We start from the raw sequence: 22,447 nt of genomic DNA on the forward strand, positions 1-22,447 counted from the left end.
TGCCTTGCGTAACCACTACAGGTGAAGCACTATAGCTGTCGTGGTTGCGACTGCAGCCGCTCTCCTGAGACGAAGAGGACCGGTTTGCGCAAGCTCACCTACTACATCGCGTGCACCATCGACGGCTTCATCGGCGACCCCGAGGGCGACGCCACCTCCATGTTCGCGTTCTCGACCGGGGAGTACATGGCGACGATGACCGCCGAGTACCCCGAGACCGTCCCGACGCACGCGCGGGAGATGCTCGGGATCGACGCCGACAACAAGCACTTCGACACCCTCATCCAGGGCAGGCTGTCGTACCAGCTCGCCCTCGACATCGGCGTCACCAGCCCGTACAACCACCTGCGCGAGTTCGTGGTCACCCGCTCGCTCGCCGAGTCGCCCCACGCCAACGTCGAGCTGATCGCCGACGACCTGGTCGGCCGGGTCCGCGAGCTCAAGGCCGAGGACAGCCCCCTGGGCATCTACCTCTGCGGCGGCTCCACCATCGCGGGCGAGCTCATCGAGGAGATCGACGAGCTGATCATCAAGACCTACCCGCAGGTGTACGGCTCCGGCATGCCGATGTTCGGCGCCGGCTTCGAGCCCCGGGACTTCGAGCTCGGCGCGGTGCGCGCCTTCGACAACGGCGTGCTCGTCCGCACCTACACCAGGAAGCGCTAGGGGGTGTCTTGCCGATCAGGCCGGGCTCGCGGCGTGATCGACAAGACACCCCCTGGCGGCGGGCGGCGTCGCGCGGGGCGACCTACCCTGGATGCATGGGTGACGAGGTGCCTCGCACGACGCGGGACCCCCTGGCCGAGCGCCACTGCCCGGCCTGCGGCGGACCGCTCGGCACGCTGGCCACCCGGCACAAGGTCCTCGGGGCCTGGGTGCCGGAGTGGGAGGTGCAGCCCTGCCGCAATCCCGGGTGCCCGCTCCACGAGGGGGCGGAAGCCGCTACCCCGCACGTGACCGGCAAGAACGGCGAGATCGGGAGAAGTCCGGCCGCCGGGTGACCGGACGCGCGGTGGAGCCGGTCATACCGCTACAGTCCGCGCATGTCATCGGAGTCGACAGAAGTCTGGACCGGTTGGTACCGGGACCGCAGCGGCGCGGAAGCGATCGTCATCACGGCCGACGGGCGGCACGTCGCCACCCGGATCAGGGGCGTCGAGTACGCCGGCGAGAGTTTCGCCGCGCTCGCCGCCGCCGACGAGGACGGCCGGGCCCTCACGGGCTGCGTCCTGGAGTGGGACCTGCCGCTCCCCGTCGTCGTGGACGGCGTCGCCCAGCAGGCCACGCTGGCCTGCCTGCTGACGCTCGGTGAGCGCGGCGACCTCAGTCTGACGCTGCACTACGGTGGTGCCGCCTTCGAGGCGTGTGTCGCCGGGGGCGACTTCGAGGGGGCCCTGGAGCGGGTGCGGCGCCAGCTGCCGCCCGGCGCGGACTTCGGCCGCAGGCTCCTCCAGGCCGCCTGAGGCCGGGACGGCGGCGCCCCGGGGAGGGGGCGCCGCCGTCGTGCGTGGCTACGCGTCAGCCCTTGAAGGCCGAGGCGAGGCCGTACCGCCACAGCTGGTCGACGCGGGACCGCTCCTGCGCGTTCGGCTGGGCGTTCTGGCAGGACGTGCCGGGGCCGCCGCCCGACATCAACTCGCTGCACGGGCCGCTGTAGTGGTCCGGCAGCCCGAGGACGTGCCCGGTCTCGTGGGCGGTGACCCGGGTCGAGTTGTACTGCTGGTTCTGCCGGTAGTCGAGGAAGATGTAGCCGCTGCCGTGGCCGTCGGTGCTGGCGTACGAGCCACGGGAGTCGTTGCCCTCGTAGTACGCGAAGTCCGGGTTGCCGCCCTCGACGAGCCGGACGTTCGCCACCGAGCTGTTCCATATCTGGGCGGAGCGCGTGATCTGGGAGCGGAAGCTCGGCGCGTTGGCGGTGCTGTAGACGACGGTGACGGCGGTCGCGCCCGGGGTGGCGGCCCGCTTCTTCGCCACCGACTTCACGACGGCGTCGAAGAAGGCCTGGTTGGCCTTGGCCTCCTCGGCGGAACCGGCGTACGCGACGGCCGCGTTGCCGTGGGGGGCCGTGCCGACCGCCGCCGCCGGTGTCGTACCGACGGAGGCGGCGAGACCGAGGCCGAGGGCGGCGGTCAGCACGGAGGTGAGGACCTTGGGGTGACGCATGGGGGGCTCCTCCTGTTGGGGTCGGAGAGAGTCTCGGGGGAGCCGGCCCGCGCGGGGATGATGTCAACCGCCGATAGCCCCACCGCATCACCCCGCCTCGCAGACCCTCAACTCCCTTGGAATCAAAGGTGATTGAGGGGTTCCGGGTGTCTGGTGCGACCCACGGAGCCGCCCTACCCTCGGGGCATGGAGCTGGAGGTGAGACATCTGCGCGCGCTCTGCGCCATCGCCGACACGGGCAGCCTGCACAAGGCCGCCCGGCAACTGGGCATGAGCCAGCCCTCGTTGACCACCCAGCTGCGCCGGATCGAGAACTCCCTCGGTGCCGAGCTCTTCTCCCGCGGCCGCACCGGCTGCCGCCCCACTCCGCTCGGCCGCTCCCTGCTCAGCCGGGCCCGCCCGCTGGTCGCCGACATGGCCGCGCTCGTCACCGAGACCCGGGCCGCGGCCTCCCGCGCCGACGGGCCCGGACTCCGCGTCGGCTCGACCGCAAGCCGGGCCCTCCCCGGCTGGCTGCGGCGGCTCCGGCAGCGGCTGCCCGGCACGGACGTCGGCCTCCGGGTGGACGTCTCCGCCAACGCGCTGCTGCGCACGGTCGCCACCGGGCAGCTCGACGTGGCCTTCGTGCACGAGGTGGAGGGCTGCCCCCTGCGGGTCCCCGAGGGCCTCACCGGCCGGGTCCTGGTCGCCCGCGAACCGCAGTTCGTCTCCATGGCCCACGACCACCCCGCCGCCGCCCGCCCGGTCGTGGACCTCGCCGACCTCGCCACCGACCACTGGATGGTCGACCCGACGGTCGACGGCGAGTGGGACGGCCTGCGGCGGGTCCTCGGCGCCGCCGGCATCGACCCGCCGCTGCTGCACGGCGACTACCACACGGCCGCCTCGCTCATCGCGCTCGGCGAGGCCGTCGCGCCCTGCCAGCCCACCTCGGTCCCGCGCGACGACATGGCCATCCGGCCCCTGCGCGGCGACCCGCTGGGCGTCCGGCTGCTGCTGTACGCGCGCCCGGGGGCACCGCTGGACGTGCTGTACGCCGAACTCGCCGCGGCCTACCGGGAGGTGGCCCTGCGAGCGGCCCCGTACCGCGAGTGGCTCCGCCGCCAGGGCGCGACGGCCACGCTGTCGGTGGGACCGTGCATGATGACCGTATGAGCGAACGCGCGGCCGTGGTACGACACGCACACCCCGAGGACCTGCCCCGAATCGTCGAACTCATCGCCGAGCACGCCGCGTACGAGAAGGCCGCGCCCCCGGCCTCCGGCCTCGCCGACCGCCTGGCCGGCCTCCTCTTCGGCTCCGTGCGGCCACGCCTCCGCTGCTTCGTCGCCGCCCTCCCGGACGGCACCCTCGCGGGCTACGCCACCTGCGCCCCGGAGCTCTCCACCTGGGACGGCACGGAGTACCTCCACATGGACTGCCTCTACCTCACGGAGGCGTCCCGCGGCCACGGCCTCGGCCCGCTCCTGATGGAGGCCCTGCGCACGGAGGCCCGGACTCTGGGCCTCCCGGAACTCCAGTGGCAGACCCCCGCGTGGAACGAGGGCGCGATCCGCTTCTACGACCGCCTGGGCGCCACCTCGAAGGAGAAGCGCCGCTACACCCTCCCCACGGAGGCGTAGGAACGCCGAGAGGGCACGTACTGCGGCCGTACCCGGCCTCGGGGAACACCGGTGCAGCGGCCGGCGAGAACGATCACGATGGTCCGGTCGGGCGCATGAACCGCAACGCGATCTCGGTGCGACCGCTGCCGGATCAGCGGCCGCTGTTAGCCTGCCGTCCATGATCAAGGGCAGCCTGGCAGGCCGAATAGGACGCTTGGTGGGGGACAGCAGGCCGGAGCGCGTGCTGATCGCCGCCAGTTTCGTCAACCGAGTCGGCAATGGTCTGTTCAACGCGGCGGCGGCGCTCTACTTCACGTTGGTCGTGGGCCTGCCCGCCGTGCAGGTCGGCGCCGCGCTGACCATCGCCGGAGTGATCGGCCTGTTCGCGGGGATACCGGGCGGGCACCTGGCCGACCGGCGCGGGGCGCGCACGATCATGATGTCGGCCCTCGCGGTCCAGGCGGTGTCGATGGCGGCCCTCGTCCTCGTCGAGAGCTGGGCCGCGCTCACCGTCATCGCGACGGTCGACCAGGTCGCCGCGGCGGCCGGCGGGGCGGCGTGGGGCGCTCTGGTGGTCCGGGTCGGGGGTGATCGCCCGGCCCTGTTCCGGGCGAAGCTGCGCACGTTCGTCAACCTGGGCGTCGTCCTGGGAACGATGGGTGCGGGGCTGGCGCTGGCCGCGAACACCCGCGGCGCCTATGTCACGCTGATCCTCGGCAACGCGGCGAGCTTCGCCCTGTGCGCGGTGCTTCTGCTCCTGCTGCCCCGCTATCCGGTACTGGCGGCACCGCCGCAACAGCGGCGCTGGCCCGTCCTCGCGGATCGTCCCTTCCTGGCGTTCACCGCCCTCTACGGGGCCATGGGGCTGCAGTACCCGGTGGTCTCGCTGCTCCTGCCGATCTGGATCTCCGAGCACACCGAAGCGCCGCGCTGGACGGTGGCCGCGCTGTTCGCCGTCAACTCGCTCTTCTGCGTGTTGATGCAGACCAGGATCGGCTCGCGCATCGAGACCCCGCACGACGGCGGCCGGGCGTTTCGCACGGCGGGGCTGCTCTTCCTCGTCAGCTGCCCGATGATGGCGCTGGCGGCGTACACCCCGGTCTGGGCCGCGGCAGGACTGGTCCTGGCCGCGATCTTCGTCCACAGCCTGGGAGAGGTCTGGGAGTCATCGGCGTGCTTCGCCCTGGGCTTCGGTCTCGCCCCCGACCACGCCCAGGGCCAGTACCAAGGTGTCCTCGGTCTCGGCTTCAGCGCGGGCCAGGCCCTCGCCCCCGCGATCCTCACCACGGTGGTGCTCGGCCTCGGCACGACGGGCTGGCTGCTGCTGGCGGTGTTCTTCGCGGCAGTGGGCGCTGCCGGCCCCTCTCTTGCCCGCTGGGGCGCGCGGACCCGGCCGCAGCCGGGCGTTGCCGCGGAAGCGACGGGATGACCGGCGAGTAGCTGTCACTCCCCTCCCGGGCGGGACGCCGGAAGGGCCCGGGCCCGCCCGGCGGGGGTGGTGCGTCAGCTCTGTGCGGGTGTGTCGCCCGCCTGCCCGGTGCCCTCGGCCGCGCCCGTCTTCTCACGCATCTTGCGCAGCAGCTCCGCCTTCTTGTCCGCCGCGTTCTGGCGGTCGAGGTTGCGGTGCGGGCCGTTGTTCTGCCGCTCGGCGCGGGACTGCCTCTTGCGCTGGCCGCCGCCCTGGCCCACGGGGTTGTTGATGTTCTTGCTGTCGGTCACGGGCTCTCCCGGTTTCGGCGGCTTCGCTGGATTCGTACAACCATACGCACGCTCCGAGCGTCCTGGATGACGAGTGCGCCGCAGGCGTGCTCGTTTCGTTTCCAGGGGGACCACATGACTCACCACATATCCCTGCGCGCCCGCGTGCTTCCGGCCGTGGCCGTCGCCGGGATGCTCGTGCCCGTCGTCGCGGCCGCGGCACCCGCCTCCGCGGCCACCGCGCCGCAGGTCAGCTGCACGTCGGGCAGGGCAGGGCTCGCCGCCAAGCTGCAGAAGGACATCACCGCCGCCCTCGCCACGCGCGGCGGCACCGTCGCCGTCGGCCTGCGGGACCGCACCACGAACACCACCTGCACCCTGCGCGCCACCACCTCGTACGACTCGGCCAGCGTCGTGAAGGTGACCGTCCTCGCCACGCTCCTGTGGGACGCGCAGAAGACCCACCGGTACCTGACCTCGCGCGAGACCACCCTCGCCACCGCCATGATCACCAAGTCGGACAACGCGTCCACCACGGCACTGTGGAACCAGCTCGGCGTCACCAAGGTGAAGGGCTTCCTGGCCGCCGCCGGCATGACGCGGACGGTGCCCGGGTCCGGCGGCTACTGGGGGCTCACCCGCATCAACGTCACCGACGAGCAGAAGCTGCTCTCGCTGATCACCGCCAGGAACTCCGTCCTGAGCGACAACTCCCGCGCCTACATCACCAAGCTCATGGGGCGCGTCATCAGCTCGCAGAAGTGGGGGACCCCGGCCGGCGCGCCCTCCACGTTGTCCGTGCAGGTCAAGAACGGCTGGCTGCAGCGCGCCACGCGCGGCTGGCGCGTGCACAGCGTCGGCACGTTCAAGGACGCCGGTCACGACTACACCATCACCGTCCTCACCGACGGCAACAGCACCATGACCTACGGCGTGAACACGATCCAGGCCGTCGCCAAGGTGATCCACCGGGACCTGAACCCGAGGGTGGCCACCGCGGCCCGCTACCAGCCGACCACCACGCCCCGGGAGGCGTACGTCGCGGTGCCCCGCGGCTGACGCCGAAAAGAACGCACCCGGCCCGCGAGGGACGCCGTGCTCGGCGGCCCGCGGACCGGGTGCGGACACCCCGGCCGCGCGACCCGCGAACGCGCGGATCACACGGCCCGGAGGAGATCAGGCCTTCTTGGTCTCCCAGAAGATGCGGTCGATCTCGGCGATGAGCTCCAGCGCCTTCTCGCCCGTCTTCGGGTCGGTCGACGCCTTGGCGGCCGAGAGGGCCTTCAGGGTGTCGTTGACCAGCTGGTTGAGCTGGGGGTACTTCTCGAAGTGCGGGGCCTTGAAGTAGTCGCTCCAGAGCACCGAGACGTGGTGCTTGGCGAGCTCCGCGCGCTGCTCCTTGATGACCGTGGCGCGAGCGCGGAAGTGCGGGTCCTCGTTGGCCAGGTACTTCTCCTGGACAGCCTTGACGGACTCGGCCTCGATGCGGGCCTGGGCAGGGTCGTACACGCCGCACGGGAGGTCGCAGTGGGCGCTGACCTTCACCTTGGGGGCAAACAGGCGGGAGAGCATTGAGCCGTCCTTCCTCGTGATCGTCTTCTCAGGTGGGACATTACTCGGTGAGAAGGGCGTTTTCGCGGGCGCCCCCTGGGGCTTAGGTCAAAAGTCCAGGGTCACCATGGGACTCGTGTACGAGTGGACGAGTCCACGCAGGAGTGGATCGGGAGGTGCCGGATGGCGCGGTCTGGGCGGGAGCAGGTGGGGGAGGCCGGTGCCCCGTTCGGGATCGCCGAGGTGACGGGGGTGTCCATGGTGCCCACGCTGCTCCACGGCGACCAGTTGCTCGTGCAGTACGGGGCGCGGCTGCGGCCGGGGTGCGTGGCCGTGCTGCGGCATCCGCTCCAGCAGGATCTGCTCATCGTGAAGCGGCTGGTCGAGCGACGTGACGGCGGCTGGTGGGTGCTCGGAGACAACCCGGACGCCGAGGGGGACAGCCGGGTCTTCGGAGCCGTACCGCCCGAGCTGGTTCTCGGGCGGGTGCGGGCGCGGTACCGGCCGGTGACGCCGGGACGTCAGCGTTCGGCCGGGGTGGTGCTCGCCTGGCTGGTGTCCTCGGTGCGGCCCGTGTGGTCCGACCGCGCGGCCTCCAGGCGCTTGCGGGCCCGGTAGGCGGCCACGTTGGCCCGGGTCGCGCAGCGGTCCGAGCAGTAGCGGCGGGAGCGGTTGGTGGAGGTGTCCAGGTAGGCGTTGCGGCAGGGCGGCGCCTGGCAGAGGCCGAGCCGGTCCGCGCCGAACTCCGTGAGGTGGAAGGCGAGTCCCATCGCCGAGATGGCGGCGTAGCCCGTGGTCGCGTTCGACGAGTGGTCGGCGAGGTGCATGTGCCAGCGGGGCCGGCCCTCCTCGTCGAGGGTGTCGTGGCCGGAGATCTGCGGGCTGACGGGGAACTCCAGGAGCAGCGAGTTCAGCAGGTCCACCGCCCCCGTGTGATCGCCCTCGTCGGCGGCGGCGAAGACCGCCCGCAGCCGGGCGCGCACGGTGCGGAAGCGCGGCAGGTCGGCCTCCGTGACCCTGCGGGCCATCTGGGTGGCGGGGCCGAAGAGTTCCCGGAGCACCTCGACGGACGTCAGGGTGTCCTTGCCGCGGGCCGGCTCCTCGGTGTTGACCAGACGTACGGCGAAATCCGAGTAATGGGCCAGTTCCACTTGTAGTCCTTACTTCGGCGGGCTAGTGTCTCGGTCGGAGGGGGTAACGGCTGTTTCCCCTTCGAGGGTATTACGAATGGTAGGGCTGACGCGGGGAGGAACGACCATGACCGAAACCCACTGGGCGGGCTGGCAGCAGAGCTGGGACCGTCAGCAGGAGTGGTACATGCCGGACCGCGAGGAGCGGTTCCGGGTGATGCTCGACATGGTCGAGGCACTGGTGGGGCCCAAGCCCCGCGTCCTCGACCTCGCCTGCGGTACGGGGAGTATTACGAGCCGGCTGCTCCAGCGGTTCCCCGGCGCGACGAGCACCGGAGTCGACCTCGACCCGGCCCTCCTCGCCATCGCCGAGGGCTCCTTCGCGGACGACGAGCGCGTCACCCTCGTGACCGCCGACCTCAAGGACCCCGCGTGGGCCGCGAGCCTGCCGTACGACACGTACGACGCCGTCCTCACCGCCACCGCCCTCCACTGGCTCCACAGCGGCCCCCTGACGGCCCTCTACGGGCAGCTCGCCGGCCTCGTCCGGGACGGCGGGGTCTTCATGAACGCCGACCACATGATCGACGAGACCACGCCCCGGATCAACGCCGCCGAGCGCGCCCACCGCCACGCCGCCATGGACCGCGCCAAGGACGGCGGCGCCCTCGACTGGGCCGAGTGGTGGGCCGTCGCCGGCGCGGACCCGGTGCTCGCCGAGCCCACCGCCCGCCGCTTCGAGATCTACGGCGAGCACGCCGACGGCGACACGCCCTCCGCCCGCTGGCACGCCGACACCCTCCTGGCCGCCGGCTTCGGAGAGGCGCGGCCGGTCTGGGCCTCGCCCTCGGACGCCCTCGTGCTGGCCGTGAAGTAGCCGGGATGACCGAAAGGGGCGGTACGGGTCTCCCGTACCGCCCCTTTCCGTACGCCTTACAGCACCTTCGAGAGGAACGCCTTCGTCCGGTCGTGCTGCGGGTTGCCCAGGACGTCCCGCGGGTTGCCCGACTCGACCACCACGCCGCCGTCCATGAAGACCAGCGAGTCGCCGACCTCACGGGCGAAGCCCATCTCGTGCGTGACGACGATCATCGTCATGCCCGACTCGGCCAGGTCCCGCATGACGTCGAGGACGTCACCCACGAGCTCCGGGTCGAGCGCCGAGGTCGGCTCGTCGAAGAGCATCAGCTTCGGCTCCATCGCCAGCGCGCGGGCGATCGCCACGCGCTGCTGCTGGCCGCCGGAGAGCTGCGACGGGTAGTTCCCCATCTTGTCCCGCAGGCCGACCCGGTCGAGCAGGCGCTCGGCCCGCTCGCGCGCCACCGCCTTGGAGTCGCCCTTCACCTGGATGGGTGCCTCCATGACGTTGGCCAGGGCCGTCATGTGGGGGAACAGGTTGAACCGCTGGAAGACCATGCCGATGTCACGGCGCTGGACCGCGACCTCGCTGTCCTTCAGCTCGTAGAGCTTGTCGCCCTTCTGCCTGTACCCGACCAGCTGGCCGTCGACGGACAGCCTGCCGCCGTCGATGCGCTCCAGGTGGTTGATGCACCGCAGGAAGGTCGACTTGCCGGATCCGGAGGGGCCGACGAGGCAGAAGACCTCGCCGTTCTGCACCTCCAGGTCGATGCCGCGGAGGATGTGGGCCGCGCCGTAGGACTTGTGGACGCCTTCGGCCTTGACCATGGGTGCGCCGGTCATCGCGTGGCCTCCGGGGAGCGCTTGAACGTGGTCAGGTTGGCCTTGACCCGCTGGAACGGAGTGGGCGGCAGGTTACGGGTCGAACCGCGGGAGAAACGGCGCTCCAGGTAGTACTGGCCGACGCTGAACACGCTGGTCAGCGCCAGGTACCAGATGGAGGCGACGAACAGCATCTCCATCACGGCACCGGCCGTGTTGCCGATGTTCGACGAGGCCCGCAGGAGTTCGGTGTACTGCACGGCCGAGACCAGCGACGAGGTCTTCAGCATGTTGATGAACTCGTTGCCCGTCGGGGGCACGATCACCCGCATGGCCTGCGGGAGCACGATGCGGCCCATGGTCTTCGTCTGGGACATGCCCAGCGCGTGCGCCGCCTCGGTCTGGCCCTCGTCGACCGACTGGATGCCGGCACGGACGATCTCCGCCATGTAGGCGCCCTCGTTCAGGCCGAGGCCGAGCAGGGCCACCATGAACGGCGTCATGACGTCCACGGTCTCGTTCTTGTAGATCGGACCGAGGTTGATGTAGTGGAAGATCAGCGACAGGTTGAACCAGACGAGCAGCTGGACGTAGACCGGCGTGCCGCGGAAGAACCAGATGTAGAGCCAGGCGACCGCACCGGTCACCGGGTTCTTGGAGAGCCGCATCACGGCGAAGACGATGCCGAGGACGAGGCCCAGCGCCATCGAGGTGACGCTGATGATGATGGTGTTCCACATGCCGCTGATCACGGACGGGTCGAACACCTTGTCCCACACCGTGGCCCAGACGACGTCGCCCTGGGAGAAGGCGTAGACGAGCCACCCGAGGAGCACGACGACCACGACGGCGCTGACCCAGCGGCCGTAGTGCCGCACGGGGATGGCCTTGATCGCCTCGTACGGGACGCCCGAGGGGGAGGGACCGGCCGGAGCGGCGGCCGGTTCCTTGCTGATCTTGTCAGTCATGACGACTGCCCTTCAGTGGTACGAGGAGAGGTCACTTGCCGGCGTTGATCGTGGCCGACTTGACCGCGCTGTCCTCGACGTCCCACTTCTTCAGGACCTCCGCGTAGGAGCCGTCCTTGATGATGGCGTCGAGCGCCTCCTTGACGGCGTCGCGCAGCTGGGTGTTCTCCTTCGAGACGCCGATGCCGAAGAGGCCGACGTCGCTCTGGCTGCCGACGACCTCGAAGTCGTTGCCGCCGCCCGAGGTCTTCGCGATGTACGCGGCGACCGGGTAGTCGTTCAGGTCGGCGACCGCGCCGCCGGCCTTCACACGGGTCTGGGCCTCGGCGTCGGTGTCGAAGGCCTGGATGGTCAGCTTCTTGTCACCGCACTTCGCGGCCTGGGCCTTGAAGGTGTCCTCGTAGATCGTGCCGCGCTGGACGGCGACGGTCTTGCCGCAGAGGTCGTCGAGGGAGTTGATGCCCTGCGGGTTGCCCTTCTTGACCAGCAGGGAGACGCCGGAGCTGAAGTAGTCGACGAAGTCGATGCCCTTGCCGATCTTCTTCCCGTTGTCGTCCAGGCCCTCCTGGCGCTTCTTGTTGTCCGTCATCGAGGACATGATCAGCTGCTGGCGGCCGGTGTAGATGGACGTGATCAGGCCGTCGAAGGTGCCCGACACGAAGTCCAGCTTGACGCCGAGCTGCTTGCTCAGGGCCTCGCCGAGGTCCGGGTCGACACCGACGATCTTGCCGCCCTCGGTGAACTCCATCGGGGCGTACGAGGCGTCCGTGCCGACCTTGATGACACCCGCCTTCTGGATGTCGGCGGGGAGCTTCGAGAAGAGCGGGGCCTTGCCGGCGGACGCGGAGCCGGTGTCACTCGGCGTGTTCGCGCTCTCGGTCTGGTCGCCGCAGGCGGTCAGCAGCATCGAGCCGGCGACCGCGATGGCGGCGACCGCGGCAAGACGGGAGGTGCGGGTCTTGGCGGTCGTACAGCGCGTGGAGCGTGCGGTCATGGTCGGGTTCCTCCGGCGTGTGAGGGAGCTGCCAGGTGGTCGCGTACACATCTTCGAGTGTCGCGACCTCGTGTGATTACGGCATCTTGCCATTCGGACTGCCACAAACCGACGGCCACGGATGTCAAAATCGGGTAACGGGTGACCCCGAAATCCCGACAGGCCGGTACATCAAGGCCGGATCTTCTGCGGAATCCCTTCCCCGACACCGGAAAATCTGCGGTTCATCTCGCCATTCGGACGAATGGAAGTCCGCCAATCGGGTGCGGAATGCATCTATCGGGACATCGGGTGACGTGTCGTTCTCCGTCCGCGTCCGTATCCGCTCGGTATGAGTCGCGTCACCGAGCGGATATGGACTCGTCTGCGGTGCCGTCCGTCCGGTAAGAAGGATCCTTACACCCCTCATCCGGGGCTCAGGGCGCGTTGTGCGGCGCGCCCGCGCGGCTGCCAGACACGGCGGCCGCGGGACCCGCCCACCGCTCCACACCAGGAGCGGCCAACCCTCAAATGAAGCAGACTTAAGGGGTCAACCCAATGGCAGCGGAGATCGTCAATCCTCGCAATGACAGTGGTACGGAAGGAGCTCCCGAGGAGCCCTTCGATCCTGTCTTCGCCCTTCACCGGGGCGGCAAGATGGCCGTGCAGGCCACCGTTCCCATCCGGAACAAGGACGACCTTTCCCTCGCGTACACGCCCGGCGTCGCCAAGGTGTGCACCGCGATCGCCGAGCAGCCCGAGCTGGTCAACGACTACACCTGGAAGTCGCAGGTCGTCGCCGTCGTGACCGACGGCACCGCGGTGCTCGGCCTCGGTGACATCGGCCCGGAGGCCTCCCTCCCGGTCATGGAGGGGAAGGCCATCCTCTTCAAGCAGTTCGGCGGCGTGGACGCGGTCCCGATCGCCCTCGCGACCACCGACACCGACGAGATCGTCGAGACCGTCGTCCGGCTCGCCCCGTCCTTCGGCGGCGTGAACCTGGAGGACATCTCGGCGCCGCGGTGCTTCGAGATCGAGCGCAGGCTCCAGGAGCGCCTCGACATCCCGGTCTTCCACGACGACCAGCACGGCACCGCCATCGTCACCCTCGCGGCCCTGCGCAACGCCGCGAAGCTGACCGGCCGGACCCTCGGCGAGCTGCGCGGTGTCATCTCCGGCGCCGGCGCGGCCGGTGTCGCCATCGCGAAGTTCCTCCTGGAGGCCGGCCTCGGCGACGTCGCCGTCGCCGACCGCAAGGGCATCGTCAGCCGCGACCGTGAGGACCTCACGGACGTCAAGCGCGAGATCGCCGAGCTCACCAACAAGGCGGGCCTCAGCGGCTCCCTGGAGAGCGCCCTGGCCGGCGCGGACGTCTTCGTCGGCGTCTCCGGCGGCACGGTCCCCGAGGAGGCCGTCGCCTCCATGGCCCCGAACGCGTTCGTGTTCGCCATGGCCAACCCGAACCCCGAGGTCCACCCCGACGTCGCGCACAAGTACGCGGCCGTCGTGGCGACCGGCCGTTCGGACTACCCGAACCAGATCAACAACGTCCTCGCGTTCCCCGGCATCTTCGCCGGCGCGCTCCAGGTCCGGGCCTCCCGGATCACCGAGGGCATGAAGATCGCCGCGGCCAACGCCATCGCGGACGTGGTCGGTGACCAGCTCGCCGCCGACTGCGTGATCCCGTCGCCGTTCGACGAGCGGGTCGCCCCGGCCGTCGCGGCCGCGGTCGCCGCCGCCGCCCGCGCCGAGGGTGTCGCGCGCCGCTGACGCGCTCCAGGCACGCCGAAGGGCCCCGTTCCGGACACCGGGACGGGGCCCTTCGGCGTAGCGGCACAAGGGCGCCCGCCGAGCGGTACCGGCGCGTGCTGTCCAGGCGACACGGGTCACACCGGGGCGTGGTTCCCCCGGCCGCCCGCGGGCCCCTAGGGTCGGGGCCATGTTCGCTGCCTACGCCGCCCGAATCGACCGCGACCAGCCCCTGAACGGCCTCGAACTGGGCGAACGCCCCGAGCCCGAGGCGCGTCCCGGCTGGACCACCGTCACCGTCAAGGCCGCCTCCCTCAACCACCACGACCTGTGGTCGCTGCGCGGGGTCGGGCTGCCCGAGGAGAAGCTGCCGATGATCCTCGGCTGCGACGCCGCGGGCATCGACGAGGACGGCAACGAGGTCGTCCTGCACTCCGTGATCGGCCAGACGGGTCACGGCGTGGGCCCGGACGAGCCCCGGTCCATCCTCACCGAGCGCTATCAGGGCACCTTCGCCGAGCGGGTGACCGTGCCCCGCTGGAACGTGCTGCCCAAGCCGAAGGAGCTCTCCTTCGAGGAGGCCGCCTGCCTCCCCACCGCCTGGCTGACCGCGTACCGCATGCTCTTCACCAACGCCGGTGTGCGGCCCGGGGACTCCGTGCTCGTACAGGGCGCGGGCGGCGGCGTCGCCACCGCCGCGATCGCCCTCGGCAAGGCGGCCGGCCTGCGGGTCTTCGCCACCAGCCGCGACGAGGCCAAGCGCAAGCGGGCCGTGGAGCTCGGTGCCGTCGAGGCGTACGAGCCGGGCGCGCGGCTCCCGCAGCGGGTGGACGCCGTCATCGAGACCGTCGGAGCCGCCACCTGGTCCCACTCGGTCAAGTCGCTGCGGCCCGGCGGCACGCTCGTCATCTCGGGCGCCACGAGCGGCGACCGCCCCTCGCACGCCGAACTGACCCGGATCTTCTTCCTGGAGCTGAAGGTCGTCGGCTCCACGATGGGCTCAAAGGACGAGCTGGAGGACCTGCTGTCGTTCTGCGCGGCGACGGGCCTCCGGCCGGTGATCGACGAGGTCCTGCCGCTGGACCGGGCTCGCGAGGGCTTCGAGAAGATGGCCTCCGGCGAGCTCTTCGGAAAGATCGTCCTGAAGACCTCGTGACGACCTCTTGATACAGGTCGCTTGACCTGATGGGATCTCCGGCACGCGAAACGTGAACATCTCTCACTTTGCCGTGCCGGAGGCCTCCATGTTGCGAACCACCCTCGCGGCGACCGTCGTCGTCGCCTCGCTGCTCGCCCCGACCGCCGCCCTCGCGGAGACCGACGCCCGAACGGGGGACGGCGCCCGCGCGGAGACCGACGCCCGCGCGGGGGACGGCGTCCTTGCGGGGGGCGCCCGTGTGGAGGGCGGCGCCCGTGTGGGGGACGGCGCCCGTGCGGGGAAGGGCGGTGGCGGTGACGGGATACCGGCCCTCACCGACTCCCGCGGCCGGGTCCTCACCCTCCGCGGCTGGAACCTCGCGGACAAGTCGCACAGCGGCGACACCGCCCTCTCCTCGATCACCGAGAAGCACCTCCGGGACATGCGGGCCAAGGGCTACAACACGGCCCGGCTCCTGGTCTTCTGGGACGACCTGGAACCCCGCCCCGGCCAGTACAGCCAGGCGTACATGCGCAAGATCGAACGGGTCCTGGACTGGGCCGGGAAGTACGACGTCAAGGTGATCCTCGACGCCCACCAGGACGTCTTCGGGCCCGCGTTCGGCTCCCGGGGCGTGCCCGCCTGGGCCACCAGGACCGACGGGCTGCCCTTCACCCCGCACCCCGACGACTGGTTCTCCGAGTACTTCGAGCCCGCCGTCCAGCGCGCCTTCACCCACCTGTACGAGGACGAGGACCTGCAGCGCGCCCAGGCCCGTATGTGGCGGGTGCTCGCCGACCGCTTCGAGGACCACCCGGCCGTGCTCGGCTACGACCCGATCAACGAGCCGATGGGCGAGCTGCGCGAGGGCGAGGACCTCGCGACGGCCGCCCAGCGCATCGAACGCGACCAGATCACCCCGATGCACAACCGCATCGCGGACCAGATCCGTTCGGTCGACAAGGACGGCTGGATCTTCGTCGAGCCGACCCCGATCGTGGGTGAGGGCGTGCCCACCGGACTGGGGAGGATCGACGACCCGAAGGTGGTCTACGCCCCGCACTTCTACAACGGCACGATGGAGGCGGGCGGCGACTACGACCCCTCGGCCCGCTGGATCGAGAACTACGAGGCCGCCGTCACCCTGTACCCCGAGAAGTACAAGGTGCCGGTCGTCGTGGGGGAGTGGGGCCCCCTCAACAACTCCCTGCCGAACATGAACCGCTTCTACCGCGAGGCCATGGCCTCCCTCGGCCGCTACAGCTCCGGCTGGACCGGCTGGGAGTGGTGCTACGGCGGCGGCTACTGCGCCGTGGACGGCACCGGAGCCTTCCGCACGAACAAGGAGCTGACCGCCGAGCCGTACGCCGAGGCGGTCGCCGGCACGGTCCGCTCCACCTCGTACGACCCGGCGGCCGGCGTCTACCGCCTCTCGTACGACGCGGCCGGCCGTCGCGGCTCCCGCGTCACCGAGCTCTCCCTGCCGCCCGGCGACTGGCACGTGACCGCCCGCGGCGGCGCACTGGTCCTCCGCAAGGACCGCAACCGCGCCTGGATCCTGGCAACTCCGAACGCCCGAGTGACCGTCACAGCCACCCGCGGCTGACGAGCCTGCGGCCCGGGCGGTGCCGCCGTGCCGGGCGGCACACCCTCGCACCCTCGCACCCTCGCACCGGCGGCCCGGCGGCCCGGCGGCCCGGCGGCCCGGTGGCCCGGTGGCCCGGTGGCCCGGCGGCCCGGCCTGTCCGGTCGGTCCGGTCGGTCAGGCCGTCCGGTCGGCCGGTCGGTCAGGCCGTCCGGGCAGGTCTGCCGGCCGGTCCGGCTGACCGGTTCGGCCCCCACCAGCCGTCCGGTCCGTCGTCCGGTCCGGCCCCCACCAGCCGTCCGGTCCGCCGTCCGACCAGCCGTCAGGCCCGGTCGCCCCGGACGGCTTTCCCCTCAGGCCTTTCGTTCGGGGTTCAGGAGGGCTCTGATCCCGAGGGCCGCCGTCGACAGGTGGTGGCGGGTCTCCTTCAGCTGGTCCTGGGTCACCCCGTTGTCGCGGGCCGCGTCGCGGATCTCGTCGCGGAAGCGGTCGAGGAGCCGGTCGAGGTCGCGGGCCGGGTCGCCCGTGCCCGCCGTGTCCCGCGCCCACTCCGGCACCTCGTCGGCCGGGGCCTTCGTGAAGGGCGGCTGCGGCGCGGCGGCCTTCGGGTGGGTCGTGCCCGCCACGAGGTCGCCGAGCTGGGCGGTGATGCCCGAGATCCCCTCCCAGACGCCCTTGGGCCAGTCACCCCGCGAGAACCGGTCCTGGACCTCGTCCTGCACCTGCTGGGCGATCCGCTGGAACTCCTTCGCCTGGCGCCGCGCCGACCGGGCCTCCTCGCGGGCCTCGCGGGCCTGCTGCTTCCACTCCTGCTTGAAGCGGCGCATCTCCTCCTTCGCCTCGGCGAACGAGGGGGGATCCACCGTGCGGTTCTCTCCCGCCGCCGCGCGCATCTCGCTGCGCACCCGGCCGGCCGCACCGCGCACGTCGTCGCGGATCTCCGCCGCCAGCTCCGAGACCGACTCGCGGATCTCCCGTTCCAGGTCGTCCAGTTCGGCGCCGCGCCCGGCCAGCTCGGCGCGACCCGCGTCGGTGATCGAGTAGACCTTGCGGCCCCCCTCACTGGCGTGGGTGACGAGGCCCTCGGCCTCCAGCTTGGCGAGGCGCGGATAGACCGTGCCGGCCGACGGGGCGTACAGCCCCTGGAAGCGCTCCTCCAGGAGCCTGATCACCTCGTACCCGTGGCGGGGGGCTTCGTCGAGCAGCTTCAGGAGGTAGAGGCGGAGGCGTCCGTGGGCGAAGACGGGCGGCATGTCAGAGCACCTTTCCGGTCGCGGAGGGGGCGGACGTGGGGGTGGAGGACGAGGCGGCGGTGTCGCCGTCCTCCTCGGGCTCGGGCCGGCGGAGCAGGGCGATCGAACCGGAGACGGTGGTCGCCTTGAGGGTGCCCCGGCCCGAACCGAGCGTGCCGGTGATGGACTTGGCGCCCCACTGGCCGCCCACCCGCAGGTCCTCGAAGGCGTTCGACACGGCGCCGCTCGTGGTGCTCGCCTCGACCCGTGCGTCGGCCGGGTGCGGGAGCCGGATGGCGACCTCGCCGGAGACGCTGGTGAGCCGGATGTCGGCGGGCGGTCCGTCGAGCCTGGCGGGGTCGAGGTCGATGACCATGTCGCCGCTGACCGTGTCGGCCTTCACCGAGGAGCCGGCGCCCTCGATCACCGTCACGTCGCCGGTCACGGAGTTGACGCGCAGCGCGCCGGTGACCGACTGGGCCTCCAGGTTCCCCGAGACGCTCTCGGCGCGGACCGGGCCGGACAGCCCGAGGAGGGTGGTGTCACCCGTGACGCCGCGCACCTCCGTACGCCCTCTGATCCCCGTGACGACCGCCTCGGCGCCGACCACCCCCACCTCGACGTCGACGCCCGCCGGGACGGCGACCGAGACGACGGCCCGGCGCCGGTACTCCTTGCGCTCGAACCACTTGAGGATGCTCTTCCACTGCAGGTCCTCGTAGGTCACGGTCAGCGTGGAGCCGTTCTGCGTCACGATCAGCGGCGGACCCTCGATCTCGGAGATCTCCACCCGGGCGGAACTCTCCTCCGTCCCCACCACGTTCACCGTGCCGTTGACGATGCGGACCTGCAGCAGCGTCACGGGGTCGGCCGGGGCGAGCTTCGTCGGCTCGGTGACGGACCACTCTGTCATGGTGCTGACCTCCCGTATCGGCAACGCAACATATCGCGTCTCTCGCTAGACACGATATATCGCGGTCTTGCGAAGTCAACCCCGACTCATCCCTGATATGCACGGGGTAATCGCGGCCATACGGGGACAAATTGGCCTAGCGTAGGGCCCATGAACGCGACATCCGGACCGCACCCCGCCGGAGCCCTCCTGCTCTGCCGCGCCGAGCCCCCGGCGGTCCGGCCGCCGGCCCAACTCCTGCGGGAACAGCTGCTCCTCGCCCCCGCGGGCACCGAGTGGAGCGTGCTCGTACCGGAGGGGAAGCCCTGGCTGCACGGCGGTGAGCCCGTCGAACAGGTCGTCACCGGCTGGGCCACGGCCCTCGCCGTCTCGGCCTCCTGGCCCGTCGTCGCGCTCTGGTGGGACCGGGACCGAGCGGGTCTCACACTCGCCGCCGGCTTCCGCCGTACGGTCGGCTACACCTGGCTCGCGGACGGCACCCCCGTCGGCGAGGACGAGGCCATGCGGACCTTCGCCGCCCGGCTCGCCCTCGATCCCGTCCTGGACGTGCAGGCCCTCGAACCGCTCACCGAGCCCGACCCGGCCGCCGACGCCCACGCCCGGCTGGTCGGCGTCGTCGCGGTCCTCGCCCGCGCCGGACTCGCCCTGCCCACCGGGATCGTCCCGGGCGAGAGCGCCGACCGGCTCCGCTCCGTCGCCCTCGCCCAGGGCGCGGAACAGCTCGAATGGGCGGGCTGGCGGGACGCCGTGCGCGCGGAGCTGGACGTGGTGGAGGAGGGTCCCCTCGGCCCGTACCTGCGCGGCCCGAGGGCGCGCGTACTGGGCGGGGCACAGCTCCTCGTGGGGATTCCGCTGCTGGTCTGGGGCGCCGGCCGGCGCAGCGGCGGCTGGGCGGCGGCCGGGGCGCTGCTCGTCGCACACGGCGCGCTCGGGCTCGCCTACGACCGGCTGCGGGAGCGGTGACCCCGCGGCCGGAGGGCTCTCCTACTCGTCGTCGTCCTCGTCGTCGTCCAGACGGGCCAGCCAGGTCGCGAGGCGCTCGACGGGCACCTCGAAGTCGGGGTTGAGGTCGACGAACGTCCGCAGCTGCTCGGCGAGCCACTCGAAGGTGACCTCCTCCTCGCCGCGCCGCTTCTCCAGTTCCTCGATGCCACGGTCGGTGAAGTACATGCGATCAGGATAGGCCGTACCCCCTCACGTCCCCTGTCGCCCGTCAGTCCCACCGATTAGCCTTCTGGATCCAACATCGCTTCGGGGAGCGGGGGCCGCTGTGGCACACGGGATCGCTCGGATTCGACTGGACGACGGCACACCCGTCTGGGCACGGGTCAGCGACGCGGAGGAACTCGGCCGGGGCGGCGGATTCCAGGACACCGGAGTCAGGGACCGGGTGGTCTCGATGGCCGGCGGGCTCACGGACGTGGTGCGCGGGGTCGTCGGCTCCCTGCGCGCGGGCCTCGACCCGCAGGGGCAGGTGGAGGTCGCCGTCAGCTTCGGCATCGAACTGTCCGCGCAGTCCGGCAAGGTGATCGGCGTCCTGGCGGACGGCGCGGGCAAGGCCTCCGTGAACGTCTCCCTGACCTGGACCGAACCGGGCCCGACGCCCTCCGGTCCGGCGGCCGGACAGGGGACGGCGACGGCCTCCGGCTCGGCGGCCGGACAGGCCACCGCAACCGCCTCCGGTCCGGCAGCCGGGCAGGGACAGGTCGCAGGCCCCGGCCCCGCCGTCGTCCCCGCCGTCGTCCCCCCGGCGCCGAGCGCGCCGCCGGTGACCGCGGCGCCGCCCGCGCCCGCCGCGCCGCCCGTGCCTCCGGTGCCCAGCGCGCGCCCGGCGGCCGATGAGATCGCATGAGCGCCTTCGACGCTCTCGTGCGCCCCGCACTCGTACGCATCGGCGCTCCCGACGGCGGGTATGACCTGGACGGCGACCGGTTCTGGGGCACCGGCTTCTTCATCGCCCCCGGCTGGGTGCTGACCTGCGCCCATGTCGTGGCCGAGGGGGGTGGCGAGGTGTGGAGGAAGGAACCGGCCGTCGGCATCACCTGGCAGGACGGCAGGACCACACGCCATTCCATCGGCACCGTGGTGCTCGCCCTGCCCCGGCCCGAGGACCCGGACGTGCGCCCCGAGCCCTGGGGCTTCCCCGACGCCGCACTCGTGCGCGTGCCCGGCACGCGCAAGGCGTCCTGCGTCCTCCTCGCCGAGCTGCCCCCCGCCCGCACCACCAGGATCGGCCTGCACGGCTGGTCCCGGGAGACCGGAGAGCTGGGCATCCGCCAGGTCCACGGCAAGCTGAGCGGCGTGGACGCCCGAGCCCTCGTGACGGACGGGGTGCTGCCCGTCGAGGGCTGCTCCGGCGGCCCGGTCGTCGACGACGCCACGGGCGCCGTGATCGGCTTCAACAAGGGACGCTGGTCCGACCAGGGCGCCCTCGTCCCCCTCACCGCCCTGCGCCGCCTCCACGACGTGCCCGGGGGCGAGTTCTGGGCCGAGGCCCTGCGCGACCACGACCGTCATCACCTCGACCACTACCACCAGTCGCTGGACGACGGATCCGACTGGACGCGCGCGCAGGAACGGCTCGGCGGCCCGCACCCGCTCAGCCCGAAGCTGCGCACCCGCCTGCGGGGACAGCTCGCCGCGCTGCCCCCGCCGATCAACCCCGGCGAGATCATGGACGTGGTCGACCGGGTCAAGGCCTGGATCAGGAACACCACCACCCCGGACGCGTTCGAGGACGACCCGCGCACCTGGAGCGAGGGCGCGGCCCTGCTGTACGGGCTGCGCGCGCCGGACCGCAGCGATCCGGGTGACCCCGGCCTCGACGCCGTTCTCCTGTACGCGGCCCATGTCGTCCGGCGCGTCTCCGGACGCCCCGGCGGGCTGGGCGAAGCGGCCGCCTTCCGGGGCTGGCTCATCGACCGGGCCGCCGACGCGGGCCAGTTCCTCCGCCGGGAGATCGACGACCTGATCGGCCCGGGCCGGGTGGCGACGCCCGCCGCCGTCCGTGAACGCCGCCCCCGCGCGGACGTGCTCCTGGAGATCGACACGCCGCGCTGGGGCCGACGGTACCCCTGGCGCGTGAAGCTGCTCCGCGACGGGCACATGGTCACCCCGCTCAAGGGCGACGACAGCGGCGTCGAGCGGGCCCAGCTCAAGCAGACCCTGCGCGGGCCGCTCGCCGAGGCGCTCCGGCTCGGTGACAACGGGCCGCACCTGGCCGCCGTGGAGGCGGTGCTGCCGCGCGAGCTCTTCGACGAGCCGCTCGACACCTGGCGGCTCGAACCCCCGCAGGGCCCCGACGAGGCGTGGGGGGCCATCACCCTCGGGCAGCGCCGCATCGTGGTCATCAGGGACGCCCGGCGCCACGACAAGGAGCCGTCTCCCGAGTGGCGCGAGCGCTGGGAGGCCGGGGAGCGGGGCCCGCTGCGCGCGGCCCCGCTCCGCGCCGAGGTGCCCGACGCCGGCCCGGACGCCCACACCCCGCGCGTGCGGCGGGAGACCTGGGCGGAGACGTACGACCGGCTCCGGGAGTCCGAGGGCGGTACGGTTCCCGTCTTCTGCGGCCCCGTCGGCAGCGGCGACGGGCTCATGGCGATGAACGCGGCCCTGACCGCCGGCCACCCGCTGGCCCTCTGGCGGACCGGCGCCCACGACCACACCGACTGCGCGGACTTCCACGAGCAGGCCGACCGGCTGCTCACGGACGCGCTGACCGCCCACGGGCTCGGCAAGCCCGTCCGCTCCCTGCGCACCCTGGCGCCGGAGCGGGCCGACCTCGCCTGGGCCGAGACCATCGCCGTCCTGTACGACCCGCCCGACCGCCCACCGCACGGCGGCCAACTGGAGGCCCCGTCACTGCTCGGCGAGGACGACCAGTGACGGCGGCACGGCACGCCGCGAGCGCGGCCGGGCCGTGGCGATCGTCGGGTCCGGTCGTCTCCGTGAGCGCGGCCGGGCCGTGGCGATCGTCGGGTCCGGTCGTCTCCGTGAGCACGGCCGGGGCATGGCGGCCGTGCGGTCCGGTCCGCCCGGCGAGCACGGCGTGGTTACGGCGGCCGTC

General features: G+C 71.9%; 25 protein-coding genes. 15 read left to right on the forward strand and 10 right to left on the reverse strand.

Annotated elements, in window-relative coordinates:
- The first annotated feature begins 84 nt into the window (after positions 1 to 84).
- From ACN9MM_RS26285 to ACN9MM_RS26295, 3 genes are all read left to right on the forward strand, one after another.
- Complete coding sequence (locus tag ACN9MM_RS26285; RefSeq protein WP_426366071.1) at positions 85 to 666, forward strand: dihydrofolate reductase family protein; 582 nt, start codon at positions 85 to 87, stop codon at positions 664 to 666.
- A 95-nt stretch (positions 667 to 761) separates the two neighbouring features.
- Complete coding sequence (locus ACN9MM_RS26290; RefSeq protein WP_426366072.1) at positions 762 to 1,001, forward strand: hypothetical protein; 240 nt, start codon at positions 762 to 764, stop codon at positions 999 to 1,001.
- 42 nt (positions 1,002 to 1,043) lie between these two features.
- Positions 1,044 to 1,463, forward strand: coding sequence for a DUF6304 family protein (locus tag ACN9MM_RS26295; RefSeq protein WP_426366073.1), 420 nt, complete (start codon positions 1,044 to 1,046; stop codon positions 1,461 to 1,463).
- A gap of 55 nt (positions 1,464 to 1,518) precedes the next feature.
- Here the strand turns inward: ACN9MM_RS26295 and snpA are convergent, their stop codons facing one another.
- A complete protein-coding gene (gene snpA, locus ACN9MM_RS26300) occupies positions 1,519 to 2,163 on the reverse strand; it encodes a snapalysin (RefSeq protein WP_426366074.1) in 645 nt (214 codons plus the stop codon).
- 186 nt (positions 2,164 to 2,349) lie between these two features.
- Here snpA and ACN9MM_RS26305 point away from each other — a divergent pair, with 186 nt between their 5' ends.
- From ACN9MM_RS26305 to ACN9MM_RS26315, 3 genes are all read left to right on the forward strand, one after another.
- Positions 2,350 to 3,318 carry a LysR substrate-binding domain-containing protein gene (locus ACN9MM_RS26305; RefSeq protein ID WP_426366075.1) on the forward strand — a complete coding sequence of 323 codons (969 nt, stop codon included), beginning with the start codon at positions 2,350 to 2,352 and terminating at the stop codon, positions 3,316 to 3,318.
- Positions 3,315 to 3,785, forward strand: a complete 471-nt coding sequence (locus ACN9MM_RS26310; protein ID WP_426366076.1) for a GNAT family N-acetyltransferase — start codon at positions 3,315 to 3,317, stop codon at positions 3,783 to 3,785. The genes ACN9MM_RS26305 and ACN9MM_RS26310 overlap by 4 nt, the downstream gene beginning before the upstream one ends.
- Before the next feature lie 160 nt (positions 3,786 to 3,945).
- Positions 3,946 to 5,196 (forward strand): MFS transporter, encoded by a 1,251-nt coding sequence (locus ACN9MM_RS26315; protein ID WP_426366077.1) that lies wholly within the window; start codon positions 3,946 to 3,948, stop codon positions 5,194 to 5,196.
- A 74-nt stretch (positions 5,197 to 5,270) separates the two neighbouring features.
- On the opposite strand, the gene ACN9MM_RS26320 is transcribed toward ACN9MM_RS26315, so the two are convergent.
- The gene (locus tag ACN9MM_RS26320) at positions 5,271 to 5,486 is read right to left on the reverse strand and encodes a DUF6243 family protein (RefSeq protein WP_426366078.1); all 216 of its coding nucleotides are present in this window, start codon (positions 5,484 to 5,486) and stop codon (positions 5,271 to 5,273) included.
- A 114-nt stretch (positions 5,487 to 5,600) separates the two neighbouring features.
- Between ACN9MM_RS26320 and ACN9MM_RS26325 the strand changes: the two genes are divergently transcribed.
- Entirely contained in the window at positions 5,601 to 6,524 is a 924-nt protein-coding gene (locus ACN9MM_RS26325) for a serine hydrolase (RefSeq protein WP_426366079.1), read from the forward strand.
- 117 nt (positions 6,525 to 6,641) lie between these two features.
- On the opposite strand, the gene sodN is transcribed toward ACN9MM_RS26325, so the two are convergent.
- Entirely contained in the window at positions 6,642 to 7,037 is a 396-nt protein-coding gene (gene sodN / locus ACN9MM_RS26330) for a superoxide dismutase, Ni (protein WP_382867299.1), read from the reverse strand.
- Between the two features lie 162 nt (positions 7,038 to 7,199).
- Between sodN and sodX the strand changes: the two genes are divergently transcribed.
- Positions 7,200 to 7,634, forward strand: a complete 435-nt coding sequence (gene sodX / locus ACN9MM_RS26335) for a nickel-type superoxide dismutase maturation protease (RefSeq protein ID WP_426366080.1) — start codon at positions 7,200 to 7,202, stop codon at positions 7,632 to 7,634.
- Here sodX and ACN9MM_RS26340 read toward each other — a convergent pair.
- Positions 7,538 to 8,167 carry a CGNR zinc finger domain-containing protein gene (locus ACN9MM_RS26340; protein WP_426366081.1) on the reverse strand — a complete coding sequence of 210 codons (630 nt, stop codon included), beginning with the start codon at positions 8,165 to 8,167 and terminating at the stop codon, positions 7,538 to 7,540. The genes sodX and ACN9MM_RS26340 overlap by 97 nt on opposite strands.
- A 106-nt stretch (positions 8,168 to 8,273) precedes the next feature.
- Here ACN9MM_RS26340 and ACN9MM_RS26345 point away from each other — a divergent pair, with 106 nt between their 5' ends.
- Positions 8,274 to 9,023, forward strand: a complete 750-nt coding sequence (locus ACN9MM_RS26345) for a class I SAM-dependent methyltransferase (protein WP_426366082.1) — start codon at positions 8,274 to 8,276, stop codon at positions 9,021 to 9,023.
- A 56-nt stretch (positions 9,024 to 9,079) separates the two neighbouring features.
- Here ACN9MM_RS26345 and ACN9MM_RS26350 read toward each other — a convergent pair whose 3' ends face one another.
- From ACN9MM_RS26350 to ACN9MM_RS26360, 3 genes are read right to left on the reverse strand one after another with little or no spacing between them, the layout of a single operon-like run.
- The gene (locus tag ACN9MM_RS26350; protein WP_426366083.1) at positions 9,080 to 9,847 is read right to left on the reverse strand and encodes an amino acid ABC transporter ATP-binding protein; all 768 of its coding nucleotides are present in this window, start codon (positions 9,845 to 9,847) and stop codon (positions 9,080 to 9,082) included.
- Positions 9,844 to 10,794, reverse strand: a complete 951-nt coding sequence (locus ACN9MM_RS26355) for an amino acid ABC transporter permease (RefSeq protein ID WP_426366084.1) — start codon at positions 10,792 to 10,794, stop codon at positions 9,844 to 9,846. The genes ACN9MM_RS26350 and ACN9MM_RS26355 overlap by 4 nt, the downstream gene beginning before the upstream one ends.
- A gap of 31 nt (positions 10,795 to 10,825) precedes the next feature.
- The gene (locus ACN9MM_RS26360; RefSeq protein WP_426366085.1) at positions 10,826 to 11,788 is read right to left on the reverse strand and encodes an ABC transporter substrate-binding protein; all 963 of its coding nucleotides are present in this window, start codon (positions 11,786 to 11,788) and stop codon (positions 10,826 to 10,828) included.
- Positions 11,789 to 12,325: 537 nt separating this feature from the next.
- Between ACN9MM_RS26360 and ACN9MM_RS26365 the strand changes: the two genes are divergently transcribed.
- The 3 genes from ACN9MM_RS26365 (at position 12,326) to ACN9MM_RS26375 (ending at position 16,260) form a co-directional block, all read left to right on the forward strand.
- Positions 12,326 to 13,537 (forward strand): NAD(P)-dependent malic enzyme, encoded by a 1,212-nt coding sequence (locus ACN9MM_RS26365; protein WP_426366086.1) that lies wholly within the window; start codon positions 12,326 to 12,328, stop codon positions 13,535 to 13,537.
- A 169-nt stretch (positions 13,538 to 13,706) separates the two neighbouring features.
- Positions 13,707 to 14,672 (forward strand): zinc-binding dehydrogenase, encoded by a 966-nt coding sequence (locus ACN9MM_RS26370; RefSeq protein WP_382867315.1) that lies wholly within the window; start codon positions 13,707 to 13,709, stop codon positions 14,670 to 14,672.
- Between the two features lie 88 nt (positions 14,673 to 14,760).
- A complete protein-coding gene (locus ACN9MM_RS26375) occupies positions 14,761 to 16,260 on the forward strand; it encodes a cellulase family glycosylhydrolase (protein ID WP_426366087.1) in 1,500 nt (499 codons plus the stop codon).
- A 332-nt stretch (positions 16,261 to 16,592) separates the two neighbouring features.
- On the opposite strand, the gene ACN9MM_RS26380 is transcribed toward ACN9MM_RS26375, so the two are convergent.
- Both ACN9MM_RS26380 and ACN9MM_RS26385 read right to left on the reverse strand, forming a co-directional pair.
- Positions 16,593 to 17,492 carry a helix-turn-helix transcriptional regulator gene (locus ACN9MM_RS26380; RefSeq protein ID WP_426366088.1) on the reverse strand — a complete coding sequence of 300 codons (900 nt, stop codon included), beginning with the start codon at positions 17,490 to 17,492 and terminating at the stop codon, positions 16,593 to 16,595.
- 1 nt (position 17,493) lies between these two features.
- Positions 17,494 to 18,384: a DUF4097 family beta strand repeat-containing protein gene (locus ACN9MM_RS26385; RefSeq protein ID WP_426366090.1), complete on the reverse strand. Its 891-nt coding sequence runs from the start codon at positions 18,382 to 18,384 to the stop codon at positions 17,494 to 17,496.
- 150 nt (positions 18,385 to 18,534) lie between these two features.
- On the opposite strand from ACN9MM_RS26385, the gene ACN9MM_RS26390 reads away from it, so the two are divergent.
- Positions 18,535 to 19,347: a hypothetical protein gene (locus ACN9MM_RS26390; protein WP_426366091.1), complete on the forward strand. Its 813-nt coding sequence runs from the start codon at positions 18,535 to 18,537 to the stop codon at positions 19,345 to 19,347.
- A 21-nt stretch (positions 19,348 to 19,368) separates the two neighbouring features.
- On the opposite strand, the gene ACN9MM_RS26395 is transcribed toward ACN9MM_RS26390, so the two are convergent.
- A complete protein-coding gene (locus ACN9MM_RS26395; RefSeq protein WP_024761804.1) occupies positions 19,369 to 19,554 on the reverse strand; it encodes a DUF6104 family protein in 186 nt (61 codons plus the stop codon).
- A gap of 100 nt (positions 19,555 to 19,654) precedes the next feature.
- On the opposite strand from ACN9MM_RS26395, the gene ACN9MM_RS26400 reads away from it, so the two are divergent.
- A complete protein-coding gene (locus ACN9MM_RS26400) occupies positions 19,655 to 20,236 on the forward strand; it encodes a CU044_2847 family protein (protein WP_426366092.1) in 582 nt (193 codons plus the stop codon).
- The gene (locus ACN9MM_RS26405; protein ID WP_426366093.1) at positions 20,233 to 22,266 is read left to right on the forward strand and encodes a trypsin-like peptidase domain-containing protein; all 2,034 of its coding nucleotides are present in this window, start codon (positions 20,233 to 20,235) and stop codon (positions 22,264 to 22,266) included. The genes ACN9MM_RS26400 and ACN9MM_RS26405 overlap by 4 nt, the downstream gene beginning before the upstream one ends.
- The last annotated feature ends 181 nt before the right edge of the window (positions 22,267 to 22,447 follow it).

Origin of the sequence: Streptomyces sp. E-08 (assembly GCF_049913095.1) — a bacterium.
Classification (GTDB): domain Bacteria; phylum Actinomycetota; class Actinomycetes; order Streptomycetales; family Streptomycetaceae; genus Streptomyces.

Bases quoted from the DNA above. Each gene is read 5' to 3' on its own strand.
- ACN9MM_RS26290 (WP_426366072.1), top strand. From the start codon at position 762: ATGGGTGACGAGGTGCCTCGCACGACGCGGGACCCCCTGGCCGAGCGC.
- ACN9MM_RS26295 (WP_426366073.1), top strand. From the start codon at position 1,044: ATGTCATCGGAGTCGACAGAAGTCTGGACCGGTTGGTACCGGGACCGC.
- snpA (WP_426366074.1), bottom strand. From the start codon at position 2,163: ATGCGTCACCCCAAGGTCCTCACCTCCGTGCTGACCGCCGCCCTCGGC.
- ACN9MM_RS26305 (WP_426366075.1), top strand. From the start codon at position 2,350: ATGGAGCTGGAGGTGAGACATCTGCGCGCGCTCTGCGCCATCGCCGAC.
- ACN9MM_RS26310 (WP_426366076.1), top strand. From the start codon at position 3,315: ATGAGCGAACGCGCGGCCGTGGTACGACACGCACACCCCGAGGACCTG.
- ACN9MM_RS26315 (WP_426366077.1), top strand. From the start codon at position 3,946: ATGATCAAGGGCAGCCTGGCAGGCCGAATAGGACGCTTGGTGGGGGAC.
- ACN9MM_RS26325 (WP_426366079.1), top strand. From the start codon at position 5,601: ATGACTCACCACATATCCCTGCGCGCCCGCGTGCTTCCGGCCGTGGCC.
- sodN (WP_382867299.1), bottom strand. From the start codon at position 7,037: ATGCTCTCCCGCCTGTTTGCCCCCAAGGTGAAGGTCAGCGCCCACTGC.
- sodX (WP_426366080.1), top strand. From the start codon at position 7,200: ATGGCGCGGTCTGGGCGGGAGCAGGTGGGGGAGGCCGGTGCCCCGTTC.
- ACN9MM_RS26345 (WP_426366082.1), top strand. From the start codon at position 8,274: ATGACCGAAACCCACTGGGCGGGCTGGCAGCAGAGCTGGGACCGTCAG.
- ACN9MM_RS26350 (WP_426366083.1), bottom strand. From the start codon at position 9,847: ATGACCGGCGCACCCATGGTCAAGGCCGAAGGCGTCCACAAGTCCTAC.
- ACN9MM_RS26355 (WP_426366084.1), bottom strand. From the start codon at position 10,794: ATGACTGACAAGATCAGCAAGGAACCGGCCGCCGCTCCGGCCGGTCCC.
- ACN9MM_RS26360 (WP_426366085.1), bottom strand. From the start codon at position 11,788: ATGACCGCACGCTCCACGCGCTGTACGACCGCCAAGACCCGCACCTCC.
- ACN9MM_RS26365 (WP_426366086.1), top strand. From the start codon at position 12,326: ATGGCAGCGGAGATCGTCAATCCTCGCAATGACAGTGGTACGGAAGGA.
- ACN9MM_RS26370 (WP_382867315.1), top strand. From the start codon at position 13,707: ATGTTCGCTGCCTACGCCGCCCGAATCGACCGCGACCAGCCCCTGAAC.
- ACN9MM_RS26375 (WP_426366087.1), top strand. From the start codon at position 14,761: ATGTTGCGAACCACCCTCGCGGCGACCGTCGTCGTCGCCTCGCTGCTC.
- ACN9MM_RS26380 (WP_426366088.1), bottom strand. From the start codon at position 17,492: ATGCCGCCCGTCTTCGCCCACGGACGCCTCCGCCTCTACCTCCTGAAG.
- ACN9MM_RS26385 (WP_426366090.1), bottom strand. From the start codon at position 18,384: ATGACAGAGTGGTCCGTCACCGAGCCGACGAAGCTCGCCCCGGCCGAC.
- ACN9MM_RS26390 (WP_426366091.1), top strand. From the start codon at position 18,535: ATGAACGCGACATCCGGACCGCACCCCGCCGGAGCCCTCCTGCTCTGC.
- ACN9MM_RS26395 (WP_024761804.1), bottom strand. From the start codon at position 19,554: ATGTACTTCACCGACCGTGGCATCGAGGAACTGGAGAAGCGGCGCGGC.
- ACN9MM_RS26405 (WP_426366093.1), top strand. From the start codon at position 20,233: ATGAGCGCCTTCGACGCTCTCGTGCGCCCCGCACTCGTACGCATCGGC.